18 protein-coding genes are annotated in these 21,336 nt (G+C 34.9%); 14 read left to right on the forward strand and 4 right to left on the reverse strand.

All coding sequences use genetic code 11. The annotated features are described in order from the left end of the window. Window position 1 precedes the first annotated feature (1 nt). From B9Y54_RS05325 to B9Y54_RS05340, 4 genes are all read left to right on the forward strand, one after another. Complete coding sequence (locus B9Y54_RS05325; RefSeq protein WP_085559300.1) at window positions 2–1,300, forward strand: ABC transporter substrate-binding protein; 1,299 nt, start codon at window positions 2–4, stop codon at window positions 1,298–1,300. Between the two features lie 199 nt (window positions 1,301–1,499). Continuing rightward, the gene (locus B9Y54_RS05330) at window positions 1,500–2,321 is read left to right on the forward strand and encodes a carbohydrate ABC transporter permease (protein WP_234987937.1); all 822 of its coding nucleotides are present in this window, start codon (window positions 1,500–1,502) and stop codon (window positions 2,319–2,321) included. Window positions 2,322–2,358: 37 nt separating this feature from the next. Further along, the gene (locus B9Y54_RS05335) at window positions 2,359–3,138 is read left to right on the forward strand and encodes a carbohydrate ABC transporter permease (protein ID WP_090004990.1); all 780 of its coding nucleotides are present in this window, start codon (window positions 2,359–2,361) and stop codon (window positions 3,136–3,138) included. Between the two features lie 73 nt (window positions 3,139–3,211). Next, entirely contained in the window at window positions 3,212–5,407 is a 2,196-nt protein-coding gene (locus B9Y54_RS05340; RefSeq protein WP_085559303.1) for an alpha-galactosidase, read from the forward strand. 461 nt (window positions 5,408–5,868) lie between these two features. On the opposite strand, the gene B9Y54_RS05345 is transcribed toward B9Y54_RS05340, so the two are convergent. From B9Y54_RS05345 to B9Y54_RS05350, 3 genes are all read right to left on the reverse strand, one after another. Next, complete coding sequence (locus tag B9Y54_RS05345) at window positions 5,869–6,120, reverse strand: rhodanese-like domain-containing protein (RefSeq protein ID WP_085559304.1); 252 nt, start codon at window positions 6,118–6,120, stop codon at window positions 5,869–5,871. A gap of 104 nt (window positions 6,121–6,224) precedes the next feature. Beyond that, window positions 6,225–6,362: a hypothetical protein gene (locus B9Y54_RS12325; protein WP_159446060.1), complete on the reverse strand. Its 138-nt coding sequence runs from the start codon at window positions 6,360–6,362 to the stop codon at window positions 6,225–6,227. 49 nt (window positions 6,363–6,411) lie between these two features. Next, a complete protein-coding gene (locus B9Y54_RS05350) occupies window positions 6,412–6,816 on the reverse strand; it encodes a zinc ribbon domain-containing protein (protein WP_085559305.1) in 405 nt (134 codons plus the stop codon). A 226-nt stretch (window positions 6,817–7,042) separates the two neighbouring features. Between B9Y54_RS05350 and B9Y54_RS05355 the strand changes: the two genes are divergently transcribed. Further along, entirely contained in the window at window positions 7,043–8,155 is a 1,113-nt protein-coding gene (locus B9Y54_RS05355; RefSeq protein WP_085559306.1) for an S-(hydroxymethyl)glutathione dehydrogenase/class III alcohol dehydrogenase, read from the forward strand. 38 nt (window positions 8,156–8,193) lie between these two features. Continuing rightward, a complete protein-coding gene (fghA, locus tag B9Y54_RS05360; protein ID WP_085559307.1) occupies window positions 8,194–9,042 on the forward strand; it encodes an S-formylglutathione hydrolase in 849 nt (282 codons plus the stop codon). A 150-nt stretch (window positions 9,043–9,192) separates the two neighbouring features. Here the strand turns inward: fghA and B9Y54_RS05365 are convergent, their stop codons facing one another. Continuing rightward, window positions 9,193–9,753: a plasmid pRiA4b ORF-3 family protein gene (locus B9Y54_RS05365; protein ID WP_085559308.1), complete on the reverse strand. Its 561-nt coding sequence runs from the start codon at window positions 9,751–9,753 to the stop codon at window positions 9,193–9,195. A 400-nt stretch (window positions 9,754–10,153) separates the two neighbouring features. On the opposite strand from B9Y54_RS05365, the gene B9Y54_RS05370 reads away from it, so the two are divergent. The 8 genes from B9Y54_RS05370 (at window position 10,154) to B9Y54_RS05405 (ending at window position 21,315) form a co-directional block, all read left to right on the forward strand. Then, window positions 10,154–12,286, forward strand: a complete 2,133-nt coding sequence (locus tag B9Y54_RS05370; protein ID WP_085559309.1) for a type IA DNA topoisomerase — start codon at window positions 10,154–10,156, stop codon at window positions 12,284–12,286. A gap of 93 nt (window positions 12,287–12,379) precedes the next feature. Further along, a complete protein-coding gene (locus B9Y54_RS05375; protein ID WP_085559310.1) occupies window positions 12,380–12,670 on the forward strand; it encodes an ArsR/SmtB family transcription factor in 291 nt (96 codons plus the stop codon). A gap of 129 nt (window positions 12,671–12,799) precedes the next feature. Continuing rightward, the gene (locus B9Y54_RS05380; protein WP_085559311.1) at window positions 12,800–14,554 is read left to right on the forward strand and encodes an ABC transporter ATP-binding protein; all 1,755 of its coding nucleotides are present in this window, start codon (window positions 12,800–12,802) and stop codon (window positions 14,552–14,554) included. Beyond that, on the forward strand, window positions 14,554–16,344 hold the full coding sequence (locus B9Y54_RS05385) for an ABC transporter ATP-binding protein (protein ID WP_085559312.1): 1,791 nt from the start codon (window positions 14,554–14,556) through the stop codon (window positions 16,342–16,344). The genes B9Y54_RS05380 and B9Y54_RS05385 overlap by 1 nt, the downstream gene beginning before the upstream one ends. A 292-nt stretch (window positions 16,345–16,636) precedes the next feature. Then, on the forward strand, window positions 16,637–18,178 hold the full coding sequence (gene purH, locus B9Y54_RS05390; RefSeq protein WP_085559313.1) for a bifunctional phosphoribosylaminoimidazolecarboxamide formyltransferase/IMP cyclohydrolase: 1,542 nt from the start codon (window positions 16,637–16,639) through the stop codon (window positions 18,176–18,178). A 361-nt stretch (window positions 18,179–18,539) separates the two neighbouring features. Beyond that, entirely contained in the window at window positions 18,540–18,893 is a 354-nt protein-coding gene (locus B9Y54_RS05395; RefSeq protein WP_085559314.1) for a sulfite exporter TauE/SafE family protein, read from the forward strand. Between the two features lie 94 nt (window positions 18,894–18,987). Then, window positions 18,988–19,599 carry a cyclodeaminase/cyclohydrolase family protein gene (locus B9Y54_RS05400; protein WP_085559315.1) on the forward strand — a complete coding sequence of 204 codons (612 nt, stop codon included), beginning with the start codon at window positions 18,988–18,990 and terminating at the stop codon, window positions 19,597–19,599. Window positions 19,600–19,638: 39 nt separating this feature from the next. Continuing rightward, window positions 19,639–21,315 (forward strand): formate--tetrahydrofolate ligase, encoded by a 1,677-nt coding sequence (locus B9Y54_RS05405; RefSeq protein WP_085559316.1) that lies wholly within the window; start codon window positions 19,639–19,641, stop codon window positions 21,313–21,315. Window positions 21,316–21,336 lie beyond the last annotated feature (21 nt).

Raw genomic sequence — 21,336 nt, forward strand, 5'->3', positions numbered from 1 at the left:
AATGAAAAATATTAAACCGTGGTTATTTTTAGCAGCTTCAGTCATGTTAGTTGGGTGTTCGGGAAACGAGTCAGAAGAATCAGGTTCTTCTGATAAAGGAAGTACGAATGAAACAGGTGAGATTACAGCGTGGGCGTGGGATCCAGCTTTTAATATAAAAGCATTAGACTTAGCTAATGAGCAGTACACAAAAGATAATTCAGACTTTAATCTTAATGTTATTGAAAATGCACAAGATGATATTGTTCAAAAACTAAATACTAGTTTGAGCTCAGGAACAACGAAAGGTATGCCTAATATTGTATTAATTGAAGATTATCGCGCTCAAAGTTTCTTAGAAGCGTATCCTGATGCTTTTTATCCAGTTACAGACTTATTGAAAGCAGATGAATTTGCAGGCTATAAAGTTGCTGCCGGAACGGTTGGAGAAGAAGCTTATTCTGTCCCATTTGATTCTGGAGTAACAGGATTATATCTTCGTACAGATATTTTAGATGAAGCAGGTTTTACAGCTGAAGACTTTACTGACATCTCGTGGGATGAATATATTGAAATGGGTAAAAAGATAGAAGAAAAAACTGGTGTCAAGATGTTAACAAGTGACCACAATGATTTAGGGATAATTAGAACTATGATTCAATCAAGTGGATCATGGTATACAAAAGAAGATGGAGTTACACCATTTATTGCAGGAAATGAACCTCTAAAAATAGCATTTGAAAATTACAAAGAGCTAATGGACGCTGGAATTATGAATGTCCATAACGACTGGAGTCAGTTCCTAGAGCAATTTAATAGTGGGAATGTTGCAACTGTTCCTACAGGAAACTGGATTACACCTTCTATCAAAGCTGCTGAGGATCAATCAGGAAACTGGGAAGTAGTATCTTATCCTAGACAAGATGTCGAAGGTTCAATAAATGCATCTAATTTAGGTGGATCATCATGGTATGTACTAAATGTTGATGGAAAAGAACAAGCTGCTAAATTTTTAGTTGATACATTTGGTTCAAATACTGAATTATATCAAGAATTAATCTCAGAAATTGGCGCTATTGGAACGTATCAACCTGCGACCTCAGAAGAAGCTTATCAAGTAGAAGATGAATTCTTCAGCGGACAAAAAGTATACGCAGATTTTTCTGAATGGGTAGGAGAAATTCCAGAAGTTAATTTTGGACAGAACACATATGCTGTTGAGGATGTTCTCGTCGTAGCTATGCAAGAATATCTAACTGGTGGAGATTTAGACAAAGTTTTAGATGATGCTCAATCTCAAGCAGAATCACAAATTAAATAACAAATAGGAGCGAATATCCTAGAAATTTGTTTCTTTGATTAGAACTTTAATCATTTGAGAAAGTTTCTAGGATTTTCTTATGAAGGGAGAAAAAAGAATGACTAGTGGGTTATCGAAGATAAAGTCAAGTAAAAAAGTAAAAAAAAATAAATTAAAAAGAAATAGAGATATAATTGGCTGGGCGTTTGTCATCTTTTCAATGGGTGCGATAGGGTTGTTTTATTTTTATCCAATGATTCAGTCATTTTTACTTTCTTTTCAATCGGGTACAGGCACAAATTTGAAGTATGTTGGTTTAGATAATTATAAGCGATTATTTCAAGATTCTACGTTTTTAACAGCCACAAAAAACACTCTGTTATTCTTAATATTTCAAGTACCAGTTATGGTACTTTTGGCAATTTTCTTTTCAACATTATTGAATAAAAAAACGTTGAAATGGAAAGGGCTCTTTAGAATGATAGTTTTTCTACCTTCCGTAACATCATTAGTAGCTTATTCTATTATTTTCAAATATCTTTTTAGTAATAACGGAATCGTAAATAAATTACTAATGAGTTTATCCCTAATTGATGATCCAGTTCTCTGGTTGGCCGATCCATTTTGGGCAAAAGTTCTGATTATTTTAGCAATTACTTGGCGTTGGACTGGATATAATATGATTTTCTTTTTATCTGCTATTCAAAATATTAGTCCAGAAATCTATGAAGCGGCACGAATTGATGGTGCTTCAAGTAGACAACAATTTTTCAAAATCACGGTTCCTCTATTAAAGCCTGTTATTTTATTTACTTCAGTAACATCTACGATAGGGACATTACAATTATTCGATGAGCCTATGAACATTACAAGTGGGGGACCCGGAAATGCTACAACAACTATCTCACAATATATTTATAACCTTTCGTTTAAGTATACTCCTGACTTTGGTTATGCTGCAGCTGTTTCTTATGCTATCGTAATATTAGTCATTATATTTTCAATCATCCAATTTAAATTAGGAGGTACTGACCGTGACTAAACTAAATAAAATTTCTATATATATATTCTTAGTTATCATGAGTATTATTTTTGCTTTTCCATTTTATTTTTTGATAGTTAGTGCTACAAATACTTCCATAGATGTAACGAATGGAAGTTTACTACCTGGTACTAATTTAATTGAAAACTTTAAAAATTTAATTAATACAGTTGAATTAGGAACTGCATTAAAAAATTCAACAATTATTTCTTTTGCACAGACATTTTTATCTGTCTTACTTGCTTCGCTAGCAGGGTATGGATTTGAAATACACAAAAGTAAAGGAAAAGAAATTGTATTCAAAATCTTGCTATTATCGATGATGATTCCTTTTGCAGCAATAATGATTCCACTATTTCAGATGTTTGGTAAGATTTCTCAGTACTTTCCGTCGATTGGTATAGATACATTAGCTTCTGCCTATATTCCATACCTTACAACGGCTTTCCTTGTATTCTTCTTTCGACAAAACACTAAAATGTTTCCCAAAGAATTACTTGAAGCCGGTAGAATAGATGGTCTAACTGAATTAGGTTGTTTTTTCAAGATTTATATTCCAACTATGAAGACAACTTATGCAGCTGCTGCAATCATAACATTCATGAATAGTTGGAATAATTATTTATGGCCATTAGTTGTTTTACAATCTCCTGAAAATAAAACCATTCCATTATTAATTTCTAATTTAGGTTCAAGTTATTCACCTGATTATGGAGTAATTATGCTGGCAATTGTTATAGCAACAATTCCTACAGCTACTATTTTCTTCATCTTACAAAAACAGTTTGTTGCAGGTATGCTCGGTTCAGTTAAATAAAGTGTCCTTTGTTAAATAGAAAAATAGCTACTATTCATTTTTTAAATTAGATAAACTTAGAGAGGTGAATGATATGACCATTATGTTTAATCAGGAACGCCGTATGTTCCACATTCAAAATAAATACTACAGTTACATTATGACAATAGAAGAAAATAATATTTTATCACTCAATTATTATGGAGCTAAAATTCGAAATCTATCATATATAAGAGATTATCCTCGAATTGACCGTTCCTTTTCTCCCAATATGCATAATTCTGAAAATCGTCTCTTTTCATTAGACACTCTGCCGCAAGAGTTTTCTAGCTTTGGGAGTGGAGATTTCAGAGAACCAGCGTTTATATTTAGGTCTAAAGATGGATCTTCTATTAATGATTTTCGCTATAAATCTCATACTATTACTTCTGGCAAAAAACCACTAAAAGGATTACCACAAACTAATGGTAAAGAAAAAGAGTGTGAAACGTTAGAGATTACTATAGAAGACACATTAGCTCAATTAGAAATCGTTTTAAAGTATACAACGTTCGAAAACTATGCTGTCCTTGTGAAATCTTCAGAAGTTGTTAATCATAGTTTAGACAATATGAAAATAGAAAAAATAATGAGCATGAGTTTAGATCTGCCTAATGCTGATTACGAGTTAATCCATTTAAATGGTACTTGGGCTAGAGAGACGCAATTAACACGAGAGACTATTCAACCAGGAATAAAATTAATTGATAGTAAAAGGGGCGCAAGTAGTCATCAGCAAAATCCCTTTTTTGCGATTTTAGATTCTAACACAAATGAAAATCATGGAGAAGTATATGGTTTTAGTTTAGTGTATAGTGGAAACTTTGCTGCAGAAATCCAAAATGATGCTTACAATCAACTACGTCTTAATTTTGGTATTAATCCATTCCAATTTACTTGGAATTTGGCAGCAGGCGAGTCTTTCCAAACGCCAGAAGTAGTAATGGTATATTCTGGAAATGGATTAAATGGTATGTCACAACAGTATCATTCTTTTTACCGTAATCATTTACTAAGGGGTAAAAATCAAAACTTAGAACGTCCAATATTAATAAATAACTGGGAAGCAACTTATTTTGACTATGATGAAGATTCATTACTAGAAATAGTAGATGAAGCAAGTACATTAGGTATTGAACTATTTGTTTTAGATGATGGGTGGTTTGGGACTAGAAACTCAGATAAGGAATCTCTTGGAGATTGGGTTGTAAACAAAAATAAATTTCCTAATGGGATAAATAGCTTTTCAGAAAAAGTGAAATCTAAACATATGAAATTTGGTATCTGGGTAGAACCAGAGATGATTTCAAAGAAAAGTGATCTTTACCATCAACACCCTGATTGGTGCTTACAAGTAGAAGGACGCGGGAAATCATTAGGAAGGAGCCAATACGTTCTAGACTTTAGTCGTGCTGATGTTCGAGACCATATTGAAGCAACATTAACGGCTGTTTTCACTCAATCTCAAGTGGACTATGTAAAATGGGATATGAACAGACATATAACAGAAGCTTTTTCTATAAAGTACACTAATGAGCAACAAGGAGAAATTTATCATCGATATATGCTAGGGCTATATGATTTATTAGAAAGGCTTGTTTCAAAATTCCCATCTGTGTTATTCGAAGGTTGTTCGGGTGGAGGAGGAAGATTTGATCCAGGAATGCTTTATTATATGCCCCAAACTTGGACAAGTGATAATACAGATCCTATTTCTAGGCTAAGTATTCAATATGGAACAAGTTTAGTTTATCCAATTATAACTATGGGTGCCCACGTATCTTCCTCTCCAAACCATCAAGTAGGAAGAGAAACCTCTTTAAAAATGAGAGGGGATACTGCTATGGCTGGGAATTTAGGTTATGAATTAAACGTGCTTAATATTAAAGAAGAGGAAAAAAGACAAATTGCTGAGCAAGTGAAATTTTACAAAAAGCATCGTTCTCTTATCCAATTTGGGGATTTTTATCGAATGCTAAGTCCTTTTGACGGAAATGATTGTTCTTGGATGTTTGTTTCAAAAGATAAAAGTGAAGCACTTTTCTTTTACTACAGGATTCTAAAACAAGCTTCAGAACCACTAAAAATAGTGAAATTATATGGATTAGATACCAATAAAAACTATTATTTTGAGGGTGAAGAAACATTAGTTGGTGGTGATGAATTAATGAATAGTGGGATGTATTTGCCTACAGATCTTGATGGAGATTATACAAGCTATGTTAGATATCTTTCTATTCTAAAAACATAATAAGTTACGGTTATGTTAAATGAGAAATAGAGATAAAGTTTCATTCAAAAAAACGTTGATTATATTTTTATAATCAACGTTTTTTATCTACGCTAAATAATTAAGTGTTATTTGCGTATTCAGAAACTATTCTTTTATGACATTAAGCCATTCATAGCTAACCCAATCGCTATATCCAATTAGATAAAGTTTTTGCTTCAAACTAATTTCTTCCACAAAAAGGATATTAACCATGCCTGTTGTGCCAGATCCACAATGAACAATGACTTCTTTGTAATTGTGAAGAGGCTTAAATCTTTTTTTAATTTTTTTTATTCATTAAGTGTCTATCATCAACCAAGTTTGTCCAAGGATAATTGAATACACTAGGAATATGTCCTGGTCTGGCATCCAAAGGTTCTACTTGACCAGAGTAGCGCTCATAAGTTCTAGAGTCTGCGACAGTGATGTCCGTTAAGTGTTTAGCTTTTTTTCACATCATTATTACTAGCAAGAATAAAATGATTGAGTTTTAAGCTTGAAAAATCAGAAACCACTGGCTCTGTTATAAGAGTTGTTACGGCTAAATTGTTTTCCAACCATTTTTTTATACCGCCTTTTAATAAATAGACGTTATCTTTACCTGCGCATTTTAACAACCACCAAAGTCTTCCTGCCATAGCCAAACTTCCATCATCGTAAATAACAATTAGTGATGAATTTTTTATATTAATTTTTTCATTACTTCAATAAAAGTTTCCATATTGGGTGTCGGATGTCGACCACCATGTTTACTAAATTTACCGGTCATAGTCCCTTCCATCGAAACGAATTGAGCTTATTTAAGATAATTTGCTTCAAAAAGTTTCCATTCCTCAGAGGAATCGGCTAGTTCTGCACGAGCATCTAGTATAAGTAAGTCACTAGTACCAGAAAACTTCTTAACCAGCTCTATTCGTGAGATGAAATTTTTCATAGGTATCCTCTTAGATAACGTAATTGTTATTAATAACAGAATTAAGTAGTTACGTCTTTTTAATAAACTTTTCCTTACAATGTGGACAAGTAATTTTTATTTTTCCTTTTTTTCGCGGAACGCGTAGTTTCTTTTTACAATTAGGACAAGCCATGTATTTGTATTGTTTACGCTGATAAAATTTATTGCGCAATTGATTAAATTTTTGTTTCCAACGACGACTAAGGGTTAAATATTTTTGATTTTCGATATATCGTTTTGGGCGATTTTTAGATAACGCACGAAGGTAACTTATTACAATCGCTATCCACCCGATTAATCCACCAAATGGTAGGTTAAACAGGTTAATTAGAAAAACAAATGCTAATCCTACATACAATAAAAAAGTTGAAAATTTATCCATGCCGTATCTTCCAATCATGAATTTCTGGAATTTCAATCGAATATTTCTCATTTTTCTCGCCTCTTTCTCTTTCTTACTCTTTGTCTTATCGGTAAACAGTATACCATTTACACATAGATTTTCTACCGGCTTTAGTCTGATTTTAATTAGTTAGTGAAAAGCAATCAAGTTGTCGCAATACCATAGACATGGTATGATTTATTTACAGATATTTTTAGAATTCATCAATAAAATGGAACAGTAAAAATAAAAACAACCATAAAAGGAGATTAATAAAATGAAATCACGTGCAGCAGTAGCTTTTGGACCAGGACAACCTCTTGAAATAGTAGAGATAGATGTAGAAGGTCCTAAAAAAGGGGAAGTACTAGTTAAAATTACGGATACGGCTGTTTGTCATACAGACGCGTATACCTTATCTGGTACAGATCCAGAAGGTGTTTTTCCAGCAGTATTAGGCCATGAAGGCGGTGGAATTGTTGTAGAAGTTGGAGAAGGTGTAACTTCTGTTGAACCAGGAGACCATGTGATTCCTTTATACACACCTGAATGCGGCAAGTGTAAATTCTGCTTGTCAGGAAAAACAAATCTCTGTCAAGCTATCCGCGAGACACAAGGCAAAGGTCTAATGCCTGATGGAACAACTCGTTTTTCATATAAAGGCGAACCGATTTATCATTACATGGGAACAAGCACGTTTAGTGAATACACGGTTGTTGCTGAAATTTCTTTAGCAAAAGTGAATCCAGAAGCACCATTGGAAAAAGTTTGTTTATTAGGTTGTGGGGTAACAACTGGAATAGGTGCAGTAACGAATGCAGCTAAGGTAACAAAAGGAGATACAATTGCTATTTTTGGTTTAGGCGCAATTGGTTTAGCGGTTATTCAAGGAGCCGTTAAACAAAAAGCTGGACGTATTATTGTGATTGATACAAATCCAGATAAATTTGAATTGGCTAAAGAATTAGGTGCAACAGATTTTGTTAATCCAAAAGAATACAATCGCCCAATCCAAGAAGTGATTGTTGAAATGACGGATGGCGGAGTAGACTATAGCTTTGAATGTATTGGGAACGTAAACGTGATGCGCTCAGCACTAGAATGTTGCCATAAAGGTTGGGGAGAAAGTGTCATTATTGGTGTGGCTGGAGCTGGAGAAGAAATTAGCACGAGACCCTTCCAACTGGTTACTGGACGAGTATGGCGCGGTTCTGCATTTGGCGGAGTAAAAGGCCGTACACAATTACCAGGAATGGTCGAGGAAGCGATGAGCGGCGAAATTCAATTAGATCCATTCATCACACATACATTGCCGTTTGACAAAATTAATGAAGCGTTTGACTTATTGCATAAGGGTGAGTCAATCCGAACAGTACTTTCTTACCATTAAACTATTCTGTCAAAGTGAACTAGAGGAGGAAAAGAAGAATGCAAGAGTTAGAACTGCTTGAAGAACACGTTAGTTTTGATGGAGTACAATACAAATACCGTCATGATTCAACTACGCTATGTTGTCCGATGACGTTTAGTTTATTTTTGCCAGATAAAGAAAAGTTTCCTAATCCACCTTTGTTTTGGTGGTTATCAGGCTTAACGTGTACGGATGATAACTTCACACACAAAGCGGGCGCACAAAAAGCAGCGGCAAAATTAGGTGTAGCTATGATTATGCCAGATACGAGCCCAAGAGGAGAAAGTATCGCTGATTCAAAAGACTATGATTTGGGACAAGGGGCAGGTTTTTATCTTAATGCAACCCAAGAACCTTGGTCAAAGAATTACAATATGTATGATTATGTTATAAAAGAATTATCAACTATTGCCCATGAGCAATTAAATTTGATAGGCAAAGAGTTTATTTCTGGTCATTCAATGGGCGGACATGGGGCTTTAATCATTGGTCTACGCAATCCAGAACGATTCCAATCGATATCTGCTTTTGCACCGATTGTTAATCCTAGTCAAGTCCCTTGGGGTATAAAAGCTTTTGGTGAATATCTAGGTGACGATAAAAAAGATTGGCTAGCCTGGGATGCACTAGCCTTAATGAAAATAGCTAGTGGTAAAAAAATTCCGATTCTAATTGATCAAGGAGAGGCTGATAACTTTTATGAAAAACAATTGCAACCAGATAAATTGGTTGAGGTTGCAAAAGAAAAGGATTATCCACTGACACTTCGTATGCAAAAAGGGCACGACCATAGTTACTATACGATAGCGACTTTTATCGAGGAACATTTAGAATTTCATTTAACTCAGTTAACCAAAAAAGACTAAACTGAACTTAATAAAAAACAGTCATCACTACCGATAAAACGGAAGTGGTGACTGTTTTTTAAATCTTTTATCTTAATGAGACCTACTTAATAATCTTACAATCGATAAGAAAATAGATTGAGCGTATGCCAATCACTTTAAGATTGCGAATCAATCTGTGTCGGAAGTGAAAAAGTTTTCACCTAAGAGATCATTGATATCTCCAACAATATCTTTTGCATCTGGGTTAATTAAGAAGGAATCATTCTCTAATAGTTCACCACGGCTATTTTCTTCTGGCGCATCATTTTTTGCCTTCAAGCAAATAGGGTAATAAATAGTCGGGTCGGGTTCTAAAATTTTCTCTAACACAATCTCATGTTCCCAGTCGTCACCAAAATCATAGGTATAAATAATTCGATCCTTTTCTTTTTTAAACCAATTATCGAGAGTCTCTCCTTCACTCAACTTTTCAATGGAGATAAAAAACTCTCCCCAACCATCATCTGAATCAGATCCTTGGAATTCATTATCCGGTTCAATAGAAACATGTTGAATCTTTTCCCCATTAGATTTTCGGATAGAAAAATTGTGGAGATGAGAATCATACCAATCAAAACTAACTTGAATAACTTCGTGTAATTCTTGAAAAGTCGAATGGCTATTTACTTGGACTCTTCGCCATACTGGAACCCCTACATCAAGCAAAGCAATTTTAAATTGAAAAATCATGCGAGCACATCCTTTTTTAAAATGAACAATAAAAGTGAATAACGTCTACTTTCGCGTAATATTTGAGAGAATAGGAGGCGAGAAACATAAATCTATTAAGACTAGTTTTCTAAAACATGAGCGCCAAAAAAATCAAAAAGAATTCTTTTGATTAAATAATGTAAGCTTGTCAGAGGGTTGACAAAAATACTAGTAATCAAAGCTAAAAAGTAGTAGAAAAAATGGTAAAATAGAAATCTACCAGCCAAATAAAGTCGATACTTGGTTATATATTCATTATACAGACTATAGAACTAAAAAGAATAGAAAGCCAAAAATAAATCCTTTGATGACTAAACAGGATTTTAAATGGAAATAAATCTAAGTCTATACTAAAAAATTAAAAGGAGACGAATAAGCAATGGGAATGACATTAATCCTTGCAGAGAAACCTTCTCAAGCAAAAGCGTACGCTGAATCTTTTGGGAAATTTTCACAAAAAGATGGCTACATCATATTAAACTCGTCTAATACAATGATCACTTGGGGTTTTGGCCATTTAGTTGAATTAGCTTCGCCAGAAGATTACAAAGAAGAATGGAAAAAGTGGAGTATGAAAGAATTACCGATTATTCCAGAGACCTTTAAATTTAAAGTAGGATCAGGAAAAGCAAAACAATTTAATGTGATAAAAAAATTATTGAGAGAAGCTGACCGTATTGTTATTGCCACTGATAGCGATCGAGAAGGCGAGAGTATTGCTCGTTCAATTATCAATCAAGCAAAAGTCGGCAATAAAGAAATCAAGCGGTTATGGATTAATTCACTCGAATCAGAGGAAATACAAAAAGGATTCTCTGATTTAAGAGACGGAAAAGAATTCTATTCTACTTATATTGAAGCCCAAACCAGACAAATTAGCGACTGGTTAGTAGGCATTAATTTATCCCGGATGTACACACTCTCTTTACAGAAAAAAGGCATTAATGAAGGAGTATTTAGTGTAGGCCGTGTCCAAACACCAACACTTTATATGATTTATAGTCGACAAAAAGAAAGAGAAGAATTTATTCCAGAAGCATTTTTCGAAATGTATGCGAATATAAAAGCAGAAAATGGAGCGTTTAAAGCTAAATACAATAAAAAATTCGCTACAAAAAAAGACTTACAAGAGTTAATAAAAAAGCATCATTTACTCCCTAATAATCATGGAGTGATTTCTAGTGTTGAAATGAAGCATATTTCGCAACCTTCCCCACTTTTATTTTCATTAAGCGATTTACAAAGTTTGATAAATAAAAAATACAAAATAAGTCCATCAGATACATTAAAACACGTTCAGACCCTTTATGAAGCTAAACTAGTAAGTTATCCACGAAGTGATTGTCGTCATATTACTGATTCAGAGTTTCATTACCTTGTCGAAAGAATAGCGGACTATCAAAGCATATTGGACTACACAATCAAGCAACCGAATACAAGTAAACGAAAACGCTATGTTGATGGATCAAAAGTCCAAGAGCATTACGCGCTTATCCCGACTAAAAAAATACCAACGCAAAAAGAACTAGCCAAGCTGACTAGTAATCAAAAAAATATCTATTTTACCATCTTAAAGCGAACATTAGCAATGTTTGAAACAGACTTTAAGTATGATGAAACAACGATTATAGTCGATATTAAAGGATTACCGTTTACGAGTAAAGGTAGAACTATTATCGACAAAGGCTGGCGTAAATTAGAATATTCGACTAGTAAAAGTTCAGAAAAAAAAGAACCAACAGAGTTGCCTTTAGTGCAAAAAAATGAAGCGGTTGAAGCAGATTTATTTACTTCAGAAGGGTTTACTACACCACCAAAGCTTTATACAGAAGGAACGTTGATTACCGCAATGAAAACATGTGGCAAAGAATTAGAAAACAAAGAAGAAAAAGAGATATTAAAAACAACAGAAGGCATAGGGACAGAAGCAACTAGAGCGAATGTCATCGAAACGCTTAAGAAGCAGCATTATATCGTCAGTCAAAAAAATGAAGTGAGTGTTACCCAAAAAGGCACCATACTTTGCCAAGCCGTAGCAGATACCTTACTAAGCAGTCCCGAGATGACAGCTAAGTGGGAGACTTATTTAAAGAAAATAAAAAATGAAGAAGGCACTCAAGAAGCTTTCTTAGCTACGATTCAAAAATTTATTCGTCATACACTCAGTTCAAGTACCCAAGTAATTGAAAAGAAGGATTGGTCGACGTATCACACTAATACCAATCAAACGAAGCAAAAGATTGCTCAATGCCCGATTTGTGGACAATCGATAATAGATAAAGGGAAACTGTATGGTTGTAGTGGGTATAGTAATGGTTGTACCTTTACACTTCCTAAATGGTATGTTGGAAAAGGATTATCTGAAGCAACGATTAAAAATTTGATTCGTACGAAAGAAACACAAGTATTAAAAGGCTTTAAGAAAAAAGATGGGCAAACTTTTTCGGCTGCACTACTGTTGACTGAAGACTATAAGCTGTTGTTCAAACCCTATGAAAAAACAAAAAAATAAAAATAAGTGTAGAATAAGCTAAAAGAGTTGCAGATAGATAGAATATCATCTATATTAGGATAATAGTAAAATGAAGTGAAAAGAGGGATGAGTATGGACTACGAAGCTTATGCAAAAGTAATGAAGGCCTTATCTGATCCGAAACGTGTTAAAATAATAGACATGCTTTCTTATGGAGCACTATGCGCTTGCGATATTCTGGAGCAATTTGATTTCACACAGCCAACTTTATCTCATCACATAAAAGTTTTAGTAGATGCGGGTCTAGTGACCGTAGAAAAAACAGGAACGTGGCATCATTATTCGTTAAATGAAATGAAAATGGATCAATTAGTAACAGAGACAATTAAAATTGCTTCAGTAAGAACCACAGCCATTGGCTAAAAAATAAAATAATGCAACGAGCTCTTATTAAAAGCAAATAGGAAGTTTTTATTCTATTTGTTTTTTTTATGGAAAAAAGAAGAAATCCTATATAGCTTTATGAAGGATAAATCGAAAGGAATGAAATAAATGTTTGATACGTTTAAGAAATATGGTTGGTTTTTTAAGCTACGCTGGAAAAGTTATACGTTTGGTGTAGTTGCTTTAATTATTTGTGCTATTTTACAAGTCCTAAATCCAATTATTATTGGTACCATTATTGACCACTTTATAGCAGGAACGCTAAATTGGGAGATATTACTTTTTTTTGTTTCTCTTATTCTTGTTTTCTCGCTCGTAATGTATGCTTTACGATACGGTTGGAGGATGGCACTATTCGGCAACTCGACATTGATTGAGTCCTTGTTACGCAATCGTTTATTTACATTTTTTACTCGTATGGATGCAGAGTTTTATCAAAAATACCGTACTGGAGATTTGATGGCTCATGCTACCAATGATTTAGCAGCGATTCGTTTTGTTGCAGCCGATGGCGTTCTAACCTTAACAGATGCTTTATCATTAGGTGGAATTACGCTCTTTTCAATGTTCGTTTTCATTGACTGGAAGTTAACTCTTTTTTCTATCTTACCCTTACCGATTTTGATTATTGTTTCAACATATTTAGGGAAAATGATTCATGCCCGTTACCGCGGCGCACTACAAGCTTTTTCTTCAATGAATAATCATGTCCAAGAAAGTGTTACCGGGATAAAAGTCCTTAAGACATTCGGTGAAGAAAAAGAAGATTTTGTAGCATTCAAAGAAGAAACACAAAAAGTAGTAGATAAAAATCAACGCGTTTATAAATTAAAAGCCGCTTTGAGCCCAAGCATTGAAATTATTATGGGGTTAACCTATGTAATTGCCTTGTTAGTTGGTGGGAATTACGTGCAAACGGGGCGTATTTCTATTGGAGATTTAGTTGCTTTTATCAGTTACATCGGTATGATGCAATGGCCTTTATTAGCTGTAGGGGGCCTAATTAATACATTAGAACGCGGCAGTGCTGCTTATGATCGAGTAGAAAATTTGTTAGCCTATACTCCTTCGATTGTGGAAACGACAAATGCTTATGATCAATCACTAGATGGCGACATTGACTTTGCTATTCAGTCATTTACTTACCCAGATGATGTGCATCCTGCTTTGACGAATATTTCTTTTCAACTAGAAAAAGGAAAAATGTTAGGAGTTGTTGGCAGAACAGGTTCTGGAAAAAGCACTTTATACAAATTATTGTTGCGTGATTATGATCAGTATGATGGTGCGATTTCATATAATAATATTAATATAAAAGACTATGCCCTAGAATCATTGAAAAAGGGTATTGCTATTGTCCCACAAGAAAACTTTTTATTTTCAACAACGATTCGCGAGAATATTCGATTCGGCAATCCAACATTATCTCAAGAAGAAGTTGAGAAGTATGCAATACTAGCTAATATCCATGAAGATATTTTAGAATTTCCTGAAGGCTATGATACAAAAGTTGGCGAACGAGGCGTTTCTTTATCTGGCGGACAAAAACAACGAATCGCTATCGCTAGAGCGTTAGCTGTCGAACCAGAATGTTTGATTCTAGATGATTCTCTTTCAGCAGTAGATGCACAAACGGAAGAAACGATTTTAAGTTTATTAAAACAAGAAAGACGTCATAAAACGACGATTATTTCTGCTCACCGGATCAGTTCTATTATGCATGCAGATGAAATTATTGTAATGAAAAAAGGCAAAATGAGCGAACGTGGAACTCATCAACAACTAATCGGAATAAACGGTTGGTACAATGATATGTATCAAAAACAACAGCTTGAGAAAAAATTAGACGGGGAGGGAATGTAATGACTACACAAAAACAAACAGCCTTTTCTACTAAAGAATCAGGCCAAGTTTTACTTACCCTCATGCGTTTTGCAAAACCGCATAAATTTCTTTTTATCGTTTCCTTTGTCTTTTTAGCCTTGAGTTCGTCGGTTGCAGCTTACTTGCCAATTATTATTCAGCGCTACATTGATACGTATTTATCAAAAGGAACAGCAACTATGGAGATTACGATTCGTGTGGTCACTTTTTATGGTGTATTAACGATTCTTAAAGCGGCCTCTTCTTATGGAAAAGACTTTCTTTTTAATACTGCGTCGGAGAGAACAGTGGGAAATATCCGAAACAGTTTGTATGAAAAAGTTGGTTCATTGGGTATGAGGTATTTCGACCAAACACCTGCTGGAACCGTTGTTTCTAGAGTAACAAATGACACAGAAACGATTAAAGAATTTTGGACAGTCTTTTTGAATATTTCTAATGGACTGTTTAGTGTTATCGCTATTACAGTTGCGATGTTTGCGTTAAATTGGCGGATGGCATTGGTTTTCCTTTTGTTCATTCCGTTTATTTTCTGGATGGCAGGCGTTTATCGTAAGAAAAGTACGCTTATTTACAGTCAGATGAGAATGGTATTAGGCCAATTGAACGCTAGCTTAAGCGAATCGATTAGTGGCATGAGTATTATTCAAAAATACCACCAAGAAAAGAATTTTATAGCAGAATTTGATGAAATTAATCAAGAGTACGTAGCCTCTCGCCGTTCAATGTATAGCATGAACGCTCTATTGTTAGCACCAGCAATTCACGTAATTGAAGCACTTGCTCTAGTGATGGTGTTGCTTATTTTTGGGTATCAAGATTGGAGCTCAAATGCCGTCGATATTGGACTAGTATATGCATTTACGGCCTATTCACGTTCGTTCTTTCAACCGATTAGCCAAATGATGAATAGTTTAAGTTCTCTACAAGATGGAATTGTTGCTGGGCATCGTGTTCAAGAATTATTGGAAAGTGATGAACTTGCCCCTCAATCGATACAAGAAAAAAACGAATTAATTACAAATGGGCATATTCAAGTTAAAAATCTGAGTTTTTCATATGATGGAAAAAAACAAGTTTTACGTAACATTAGTTTCGAAGTAGAACCCGGTCAAACGGTTGCTTTGGTTGGTCAAACGGGGTCAGGAAAAAGTTCTATTATCAATGTATTAATGCGTTTTTATGAATACAATCAAGGTGAAATTACTATTGATGGTCATTCCTTGAAGGACATGTCGATAGAAGGACTAAGAAGCGAAATGGGATTAGTGTTACAAGATAGTTTCTTGTTTTATGGAAATATCGCGGATAATATTCGGATGTACGATGCTTCCTATACAGACGAAGAAGTCAAACATGCGGCAGAATTTGTTTATGCCGATGACTTTATCTCTGAAATGGAACAAGGCTATGCATCAAAAGTGATTGAACGAGGGGCAAGCTTATCTGCTGGTGAAAAGCAGTTGATTAGTTTTGCTAGAACGATTTTACGGTCGCCACGGATTCTAATCTTAGATGAAGCAACAGCCAACATTGATACAGAAACAGAAGGAAAGATTCAAAAAGGGCTAGCCAATATGCGTAAAAATCGAACATCACTGATTATCGCTCATCGCTTGTCGACAATTAAAGATGCTAATAAAATTATAGTATTGAACAACGGTGAAATTGTTGAGCAAGGTAGTCATGATGAATTAATTAATAAAAAAGGAGCCTATTTTGATATGTATGAATTACAGACTTATCAAGAAAGAACAGGCGATTTCTAATAGATGTTAACTAAGAAAATCGTATCGTCTCTATTTAGTAGAGTAGATACGATTTTTTATGGTCTCTTGTTGCACCAAAAAAATTATAAAGTAAAAGTTAACAGGATGAAACGACTAGTTTGATAAATGAAAGAGTTGGGGAAAGTGAGTGGTTATGCTATATTAGGGATAAAATATAAATTTTGAAATAGAGGAATACTATTCTGACAGTCAAAATAGTTAAGTGGAAAGTATCTTTTTACAAAAAAATTATCTCTATAGAATAGAATAAAAAAAGGAGGAGTGTTAAACGATGGTAAGAGCATTAATAAGCGTTTCAGATAAGACAGGTATCGTGACTTTTGCACAAGCGCTCATTGCAAAAGGTGTTGAAATTGTTTCGACTGGAGGAACAAGAAAAGTATTAGAGGAGGCTAATATTTTGACAACTTCTGTGGAAGAGGTAACAGGCTTTCCAGAAATGATGGGCGGTCGGGTTAAAACATTGCATCCGCTTATTCATGGAGGGTTATTAGGAAGACGAGATGTACCTGGAGATATCTCAGAAATGGAAGATCACGCTATTGTGCCAATTGATTTTGTTGTAGTAAATCTTTACCCTTTTAAAGAAACTATTAGCGAAAAAAATATTCGTCTAGTAAAGGTTATTGAAATGATTGATATTGGTGGTCCGAGTATATTGCGCAGTGCGGCTAAAAATTATGCGAGTGTGACAGTTCTCAGTGATCCTAGTGATTATGCTAGTATAATCAGCGAATTAGAAGAAACTGGTATAATAGCAATTGAGACCAGACAAGCTTTAGCAGCGAAAGCATTTCGCCATACGGCAAGTTACGACGCGCTGATCGCTCAATATTTAACGGATATTGCCGGTGAAAAAGAGCCTGAAAAACTAACCTTAACCTACGACCTAAAACAAAATCTACGCTATGGTGAGAATGGGCACCAAGTAGCGAATTTTTATCAAGAACCATTATCAGTGCCTTTTTCGATTGCTCATACTGTTCAACTACACGGCAAAGAACTATCTTATAATAATATTAAAGATGCAGATGCAGCTATCCGTATTGCACGTGAATTTGATGAGCCGGCAGTAGTTGCTGTCAAACATATGAATCCCTGTGGTGTCGGCATTGCTGAAACAATTGATGAAGCTTTTGATCGTTGCTATGCAGCAGATTCGACGTCTATTTTTGGAGGAATTGTTGTTTCAAATCGTCCTTTAGATGGTAAGACAGCTCAAAAGTTAACGAATTTATTCTTAGAAATCATTCTTGCACCTAGTTATTCAAAAGAAGCATTAGCCTTATTAACTAAGAAAAAGAATGTCCGTATCATGACACTAGATTTCTCAACGGTACAAGCGAATGGAAAAGAGTATGTGTCAGTACTGGGAGGTCTTTTGGAACAGACACAAGACAATCCTCTTCAAGATAATCCAGCTGATTGGGAAGTAATGACGAAGCGTCAACCAACTGAAGATGAACTAAAGGCTGTAGATTTTGCGTGGAAAATAGTTAAACACGTGAAAAGTAATGCAATTGTTTTAGCAAATAGTCAACAAACTGTAGGGATTGGTGCTGGCCAAATGAATCGCATTGGAGCTGTCAAAATTGCAATTGAACAAGCTAAAGCAAGCAAAGCAATAAAAGGCGCGGTATTGGCTAGTGACGCTTTCTTTCCAATGAGTGATAGTATAGAATATGCAGCAAAATTTGGTATCAAAGTAGTCATTCAACCTGGTGGTAGTATAAAAGACAAAGATTCCATCGAAATGGCAAACAAATATGGTATTGCCATGCTTAAAACAGGTGTCCGCCACTTCAGACATTAAAAAAAACTGGGAAAATTGTTATTCGAGATTAGTCAGTTTTTAAAGAGAAGAGCGAGGCTTTCAATGGAGAAAGATTAGTGAAGAAGACAATCTAAAAAGGTGAAAAGTAAGACGCTATAGTTAAAATAATTGTGAGGATTATTTTATAATAAGGCACCAATAAGTAGATGATTACAGTAGTATTAAGTAGGAAACCAGAGATGACTAATAGATAATCTATTAGTCATCTCTGGTTTTTTAATGAGAGAAGAAATGACAGTTTATGGTTTAAGCAGATAGAAGTATTTACATATAGAATTAGCATGAAAAGTAAAAATAGACTGAATTTTAACAGGAGAACTAAGATTTCAATGAGGAAAGCATGAAACGAAGAAGAAGGAAGCAACTTTGTTACTTTTTCTGTACTAAGATTTATTGCAAACTTTTTTTTACATTAGGCATTGGTAGTTTTGCAACATCAACATCTGTTTTTAAAATTGGTAAGTTGATGCCTGATAAAATGATACCAGGAACGCTAAACGTTGCGATAACTACTTCAGTCGTAATGGAAGCACTCATATTCATGACGTTTGCTAAAGTAGATATCTTAACGTTAGTTTTAATGATTAGTTTTTCAATGTTAGTCGCTTATTTTGGAGCAAGTATTGTTTCAAAAATTACCAGAAGTAAAAATTTAATTTGCGATGGGTGTTGGGTGTTGCTCTATCAATCGTAGTCTGTTTAATGCTAGCTGGATTCTTAAATATTTTCCCAAAGTGAGGAGCCTCAATTGGATTAAGAGGCACTAAATTAGTCATTGGCTGTAAAGTTTGCTGATTATAAAATTTATTTGGAAATTAGGATCAAACGAACTAACTCCAGGAAATGGCTCAGCATCTGCACTAGTAGTAGGCGTTGGAGCAGCACTAACTAGGATCGTAGCAATCTTAACAATTGGCAAACCAAAGTATGCAGAGTATAATGGTGAAATGGAACTAGTTTTTGAAGAAATGAAAGCCGTTAACACAAATCTATTAGAATGCATCGATCGAGATACTGAAGCATTTAATCAAGTATCCGCGGTATTCGATTTACCAAAGCAAAAGGATGAAGACAAGCAAAAGCGTCGTGAAGCGATGCAAGCGGCTTTAAAATATGCAACAGAGATTCCTTTTGAAACAATGGAGTTTATTCTAGAAGCTATTCACTTAACAGCTAAAGCGGTTGGTAAATCAAATATGAACGCAGCTAGTGATTTAGGCGTAGCAGCTTTAACAATGAAAGCAGGCTTATGTAGTGCATGGTTGAATGTTTGCATTAACTTAAGTGGTGTGAAAGATGAAGCATTTAAAAACGATTACACAACTAGAGGAAAAGCTATTTTAGCAGAAGGTATCAAGATAGCAGACGATATCTATGAGGAAATTGAAAAATCACTCTAATTGATTAAAAGAAACACTATTCTATAGGGGGCAGTATAAATGACTTTTTTAACAGATATTGAGATTGCAAAAAAAAATACAATGAAGCCAATTACTGAAGTAGCAGAAAAATTAGGTATCCAATCAGATTCATTGGATATGTACGGAAAGTACAAAGCAAAACTAGACATTGACGAATTAGAAAGATTAAAAGACCAACCAAATGGTAAGTTAATTTTAGTGACTGCAATTACTCCAACTACAGCAGGAGAAGGAAAAACAACAATGTCTGTTGGATTGGCCGATGCTTTAAATAAACAAGGAGAAAAGGTTGTTGTTGCTTTAAGAGAACCTTCTCTTGGCCCAGTATTTGGGATGAAGGGCGGAGCTGCTGGCGGAGGCTATGCTCAAGTTGTGCCTATGGAAGATATTAACTTACACTTTACTGGCGATTTCCATGCTATTGGAGCAGCCAACAACTTATTAGCTGCTTTAATAGACAATCATATTTTCCATGGCAACTTACTTGATATTGATAGCAGAAGAATCACGTGGAAGCGCGTCGTCGACATGAATGATCGTCAATTACGCCACATTGTTGATGGTTTAAATGGAAGAACAAATGGTGTTCCAAGAGAAGATGGGTACGATATTACTGTGGCTTCAGAAATTATGGCGATTCTTTGTTTAGCTGATGGGTTAGAAGATTTGAAAACTAGAATCAAACGAGTGGTTATTGGTTATTCAAGAACAGGCAAACAAGTTACCGCCGGTGAGCTAAAAGCGGAAGGTGCAATGACAGCTTTATTGAAAGACGCTATTCGTCCTAACATTGTCCAAACACTAGAGCATACTCCGGCTATTATTCATGGCGGACCATTTGCGAACATTGCTCATGGTTGTAATAGTGTCATTGCAACAAGAACAGCTTTAAAATATGCTGATTATGTTGTGACAGAAGCAGGTTTCGGTGCTGATTTAGGCGCTGAAAAATTCATCGATATCAAATGTAGAAATGCAAATTTAAAGCCAGATGCAGTTGTTTTAGTAGCGACAATCCGTGCATTAAAACTGCATGGCGGTGTAAAGAAACAACAACTATCAGAAGAAAATAACGAAGCGGTTGAAGCTGGATTACCAAACATGTTAAAACATATTAGCAATATGCGTGATGTTTTTGGATTGCCATTAGTTGTTTCAATTAATAAATTCCCAACAGACACACAGGCTGAAATTGATATTGTGTTGAAAGCTTGCCAAGAAATTAATGTGCCAGCAGTCTTATCTGATGTCTGGTCAAAAGGTGGCGAAGGCGGCTTAGAAATGGCTGACGTAGTTAAAAAATTAGTGAACGAAGAAAATAATTTCCGATTTGCTTATGAGTCAGAAGATACAATCGAAGAAAAATTACACAAACTCGTCACAAAAGTTTACGGTGGTGATGGGGTAGAATACTCAGCAGAAGCTAAAAAAGAGATGAAAGTATTAACTGAAAATGGTTACGGTCATTTACCTTTATGTGTGGCTAAAACACAGTATTCTTTCTCAGATAATAAAAACTTATTGTGTAGTCCAGAAGGGTTTACGCTTACTATTAAGAATTTGAAAGTATCTGCTGGGGCCGGATTTATTGTAGCACTGACAGGCGCCATTATGACCATGCCTGGTTTACCAAAAGTTCCTGCATCTGAAAACATTGATGTAGACGAAGCTGGCGAGATTACAGGACTGTTCTAAACAAAACAATTAAAAATAAGA

The sequence above is a fragment of the Carnobacterium iners genome (genome assembly GCF_900177385.1).
Taxonomy (GTDB): domain Bacteria; phylum Bacillota; class Bacilli; order Lactobacillales; family Carnobacteriaceae; genus Carnobacterium_A; species Carnobacterium_A iners.

Bases quoted from the DNA above. Each gene is read 5' to 3' on its own strand.
- B9Y54_RS05325 (WP_085559300.1), top strand. From the start codon at position 2: ATGAAAAATATTAAACCGTGGTTATTTTTAGCAGCTTCAGTCATGTTA.
- B9Y54_RS05330 (WP_234987937.1), top strand. From the start codon at position 1,500: ATGGGTGCGATAGGGTTGTTTTATTTTTATCCAATGATTCAGTCATTT.
- B9Y54_RS05335 (WP_090004990.1), top strand. From the start codon at position 2,359: ATGAGTATTATTTTTGCTTTTCCATTTTATTTTTTGATAGTTAGTGCT.
- B9Y54_RS05340 (WP_085559303.1), top strand. From the start codon at position 3,212: ATGACCATTATGTTTAATCAGGAACGCCGTATGTTCCACATTCAAAAT.
- B9Y54_RS12325 (WP_159446060.1), bottom strand. From the start codon at position 6,362: ATGAAAAATTTCATCTCACGAATAGAGCTGGTTAAGAAGTTTTCTGGT.
- B9Y54_RS05350 (WP_085559305.1), bottom strand. From the start codon at position 6,816: ATGAGAAATATTCGATTGAAATTCCAGAAATTCATGATTGGAAGATAC.
- B9Y54_RS05355 (WP_085559306.1), top strand. From the start codon at position 7,043: ATGAAATCACGTGCAGCAGTAGCTTTTGGACCAGGACAACCTCTTGAA.
- fghA (WP_085559307.1), top strand. From the start codon at position 8,194: ATGCAAGAGTTAGAACTGCTTGAAGAACACGTTAGTTTTGATGGAGTA.
- B9Y54_RS05365 (WP_085559308.1), bottom strand. From the start codon at position 9,753: ATGATTTTTCAATTTAAAATTGCTTTGCTTGATGTAGGGGTTCCAGTA.
- B9Y54_RS05370 (WP_085559309.1), top strand. From the start codon at position 10,154: ATGGGAATGACATTAATCCTTGCAGAGAAACCTTCTCAAGCAAAAGCG.
- B9Y54_RS05375 (WP_085559310.1), top strand. From the start codon at position 12,380: ATGGACTACGAAGCTTATGCAAAAGTAATGAAGGCCTTATCTGATCCG.
- B9Y54_RS05380 (WP_085559311.1), top strand. From the start codon at position 12,800: ATGTTTGATACGTTTAAGAAATATGGTTGGTTTTTTAAGCTACGCTGG.
- B9Y54_RS05385 (WP_085559312.1), top strand. From the start codon at position 14,554: ATGACTACACAAAAACAAACAGCCTTTTCTACTAAAGAATCAGGCCAA.
- purH (WP_085559313.1), top strand. From the start codon at position 16,637: ATGGTAAGAGCATTAATAAGCGTTTCAGATAAGACAGGTATCGTGACT.
- B9Y54_RS05395 (WP_085559314.1), top strand. From the start codon at position 18,540: ATGAAACGAAGAAGAAGGAAGCAACTTTGTTACTTTTTCTGTACTAAG.
- B9Y54_RS05405 (WP_085559316.1), top strand. From the start codon at position 19,639: ATGACTTTTTTAACAGATATTGAGATTGCAAAAAAAAATACAATGAAG.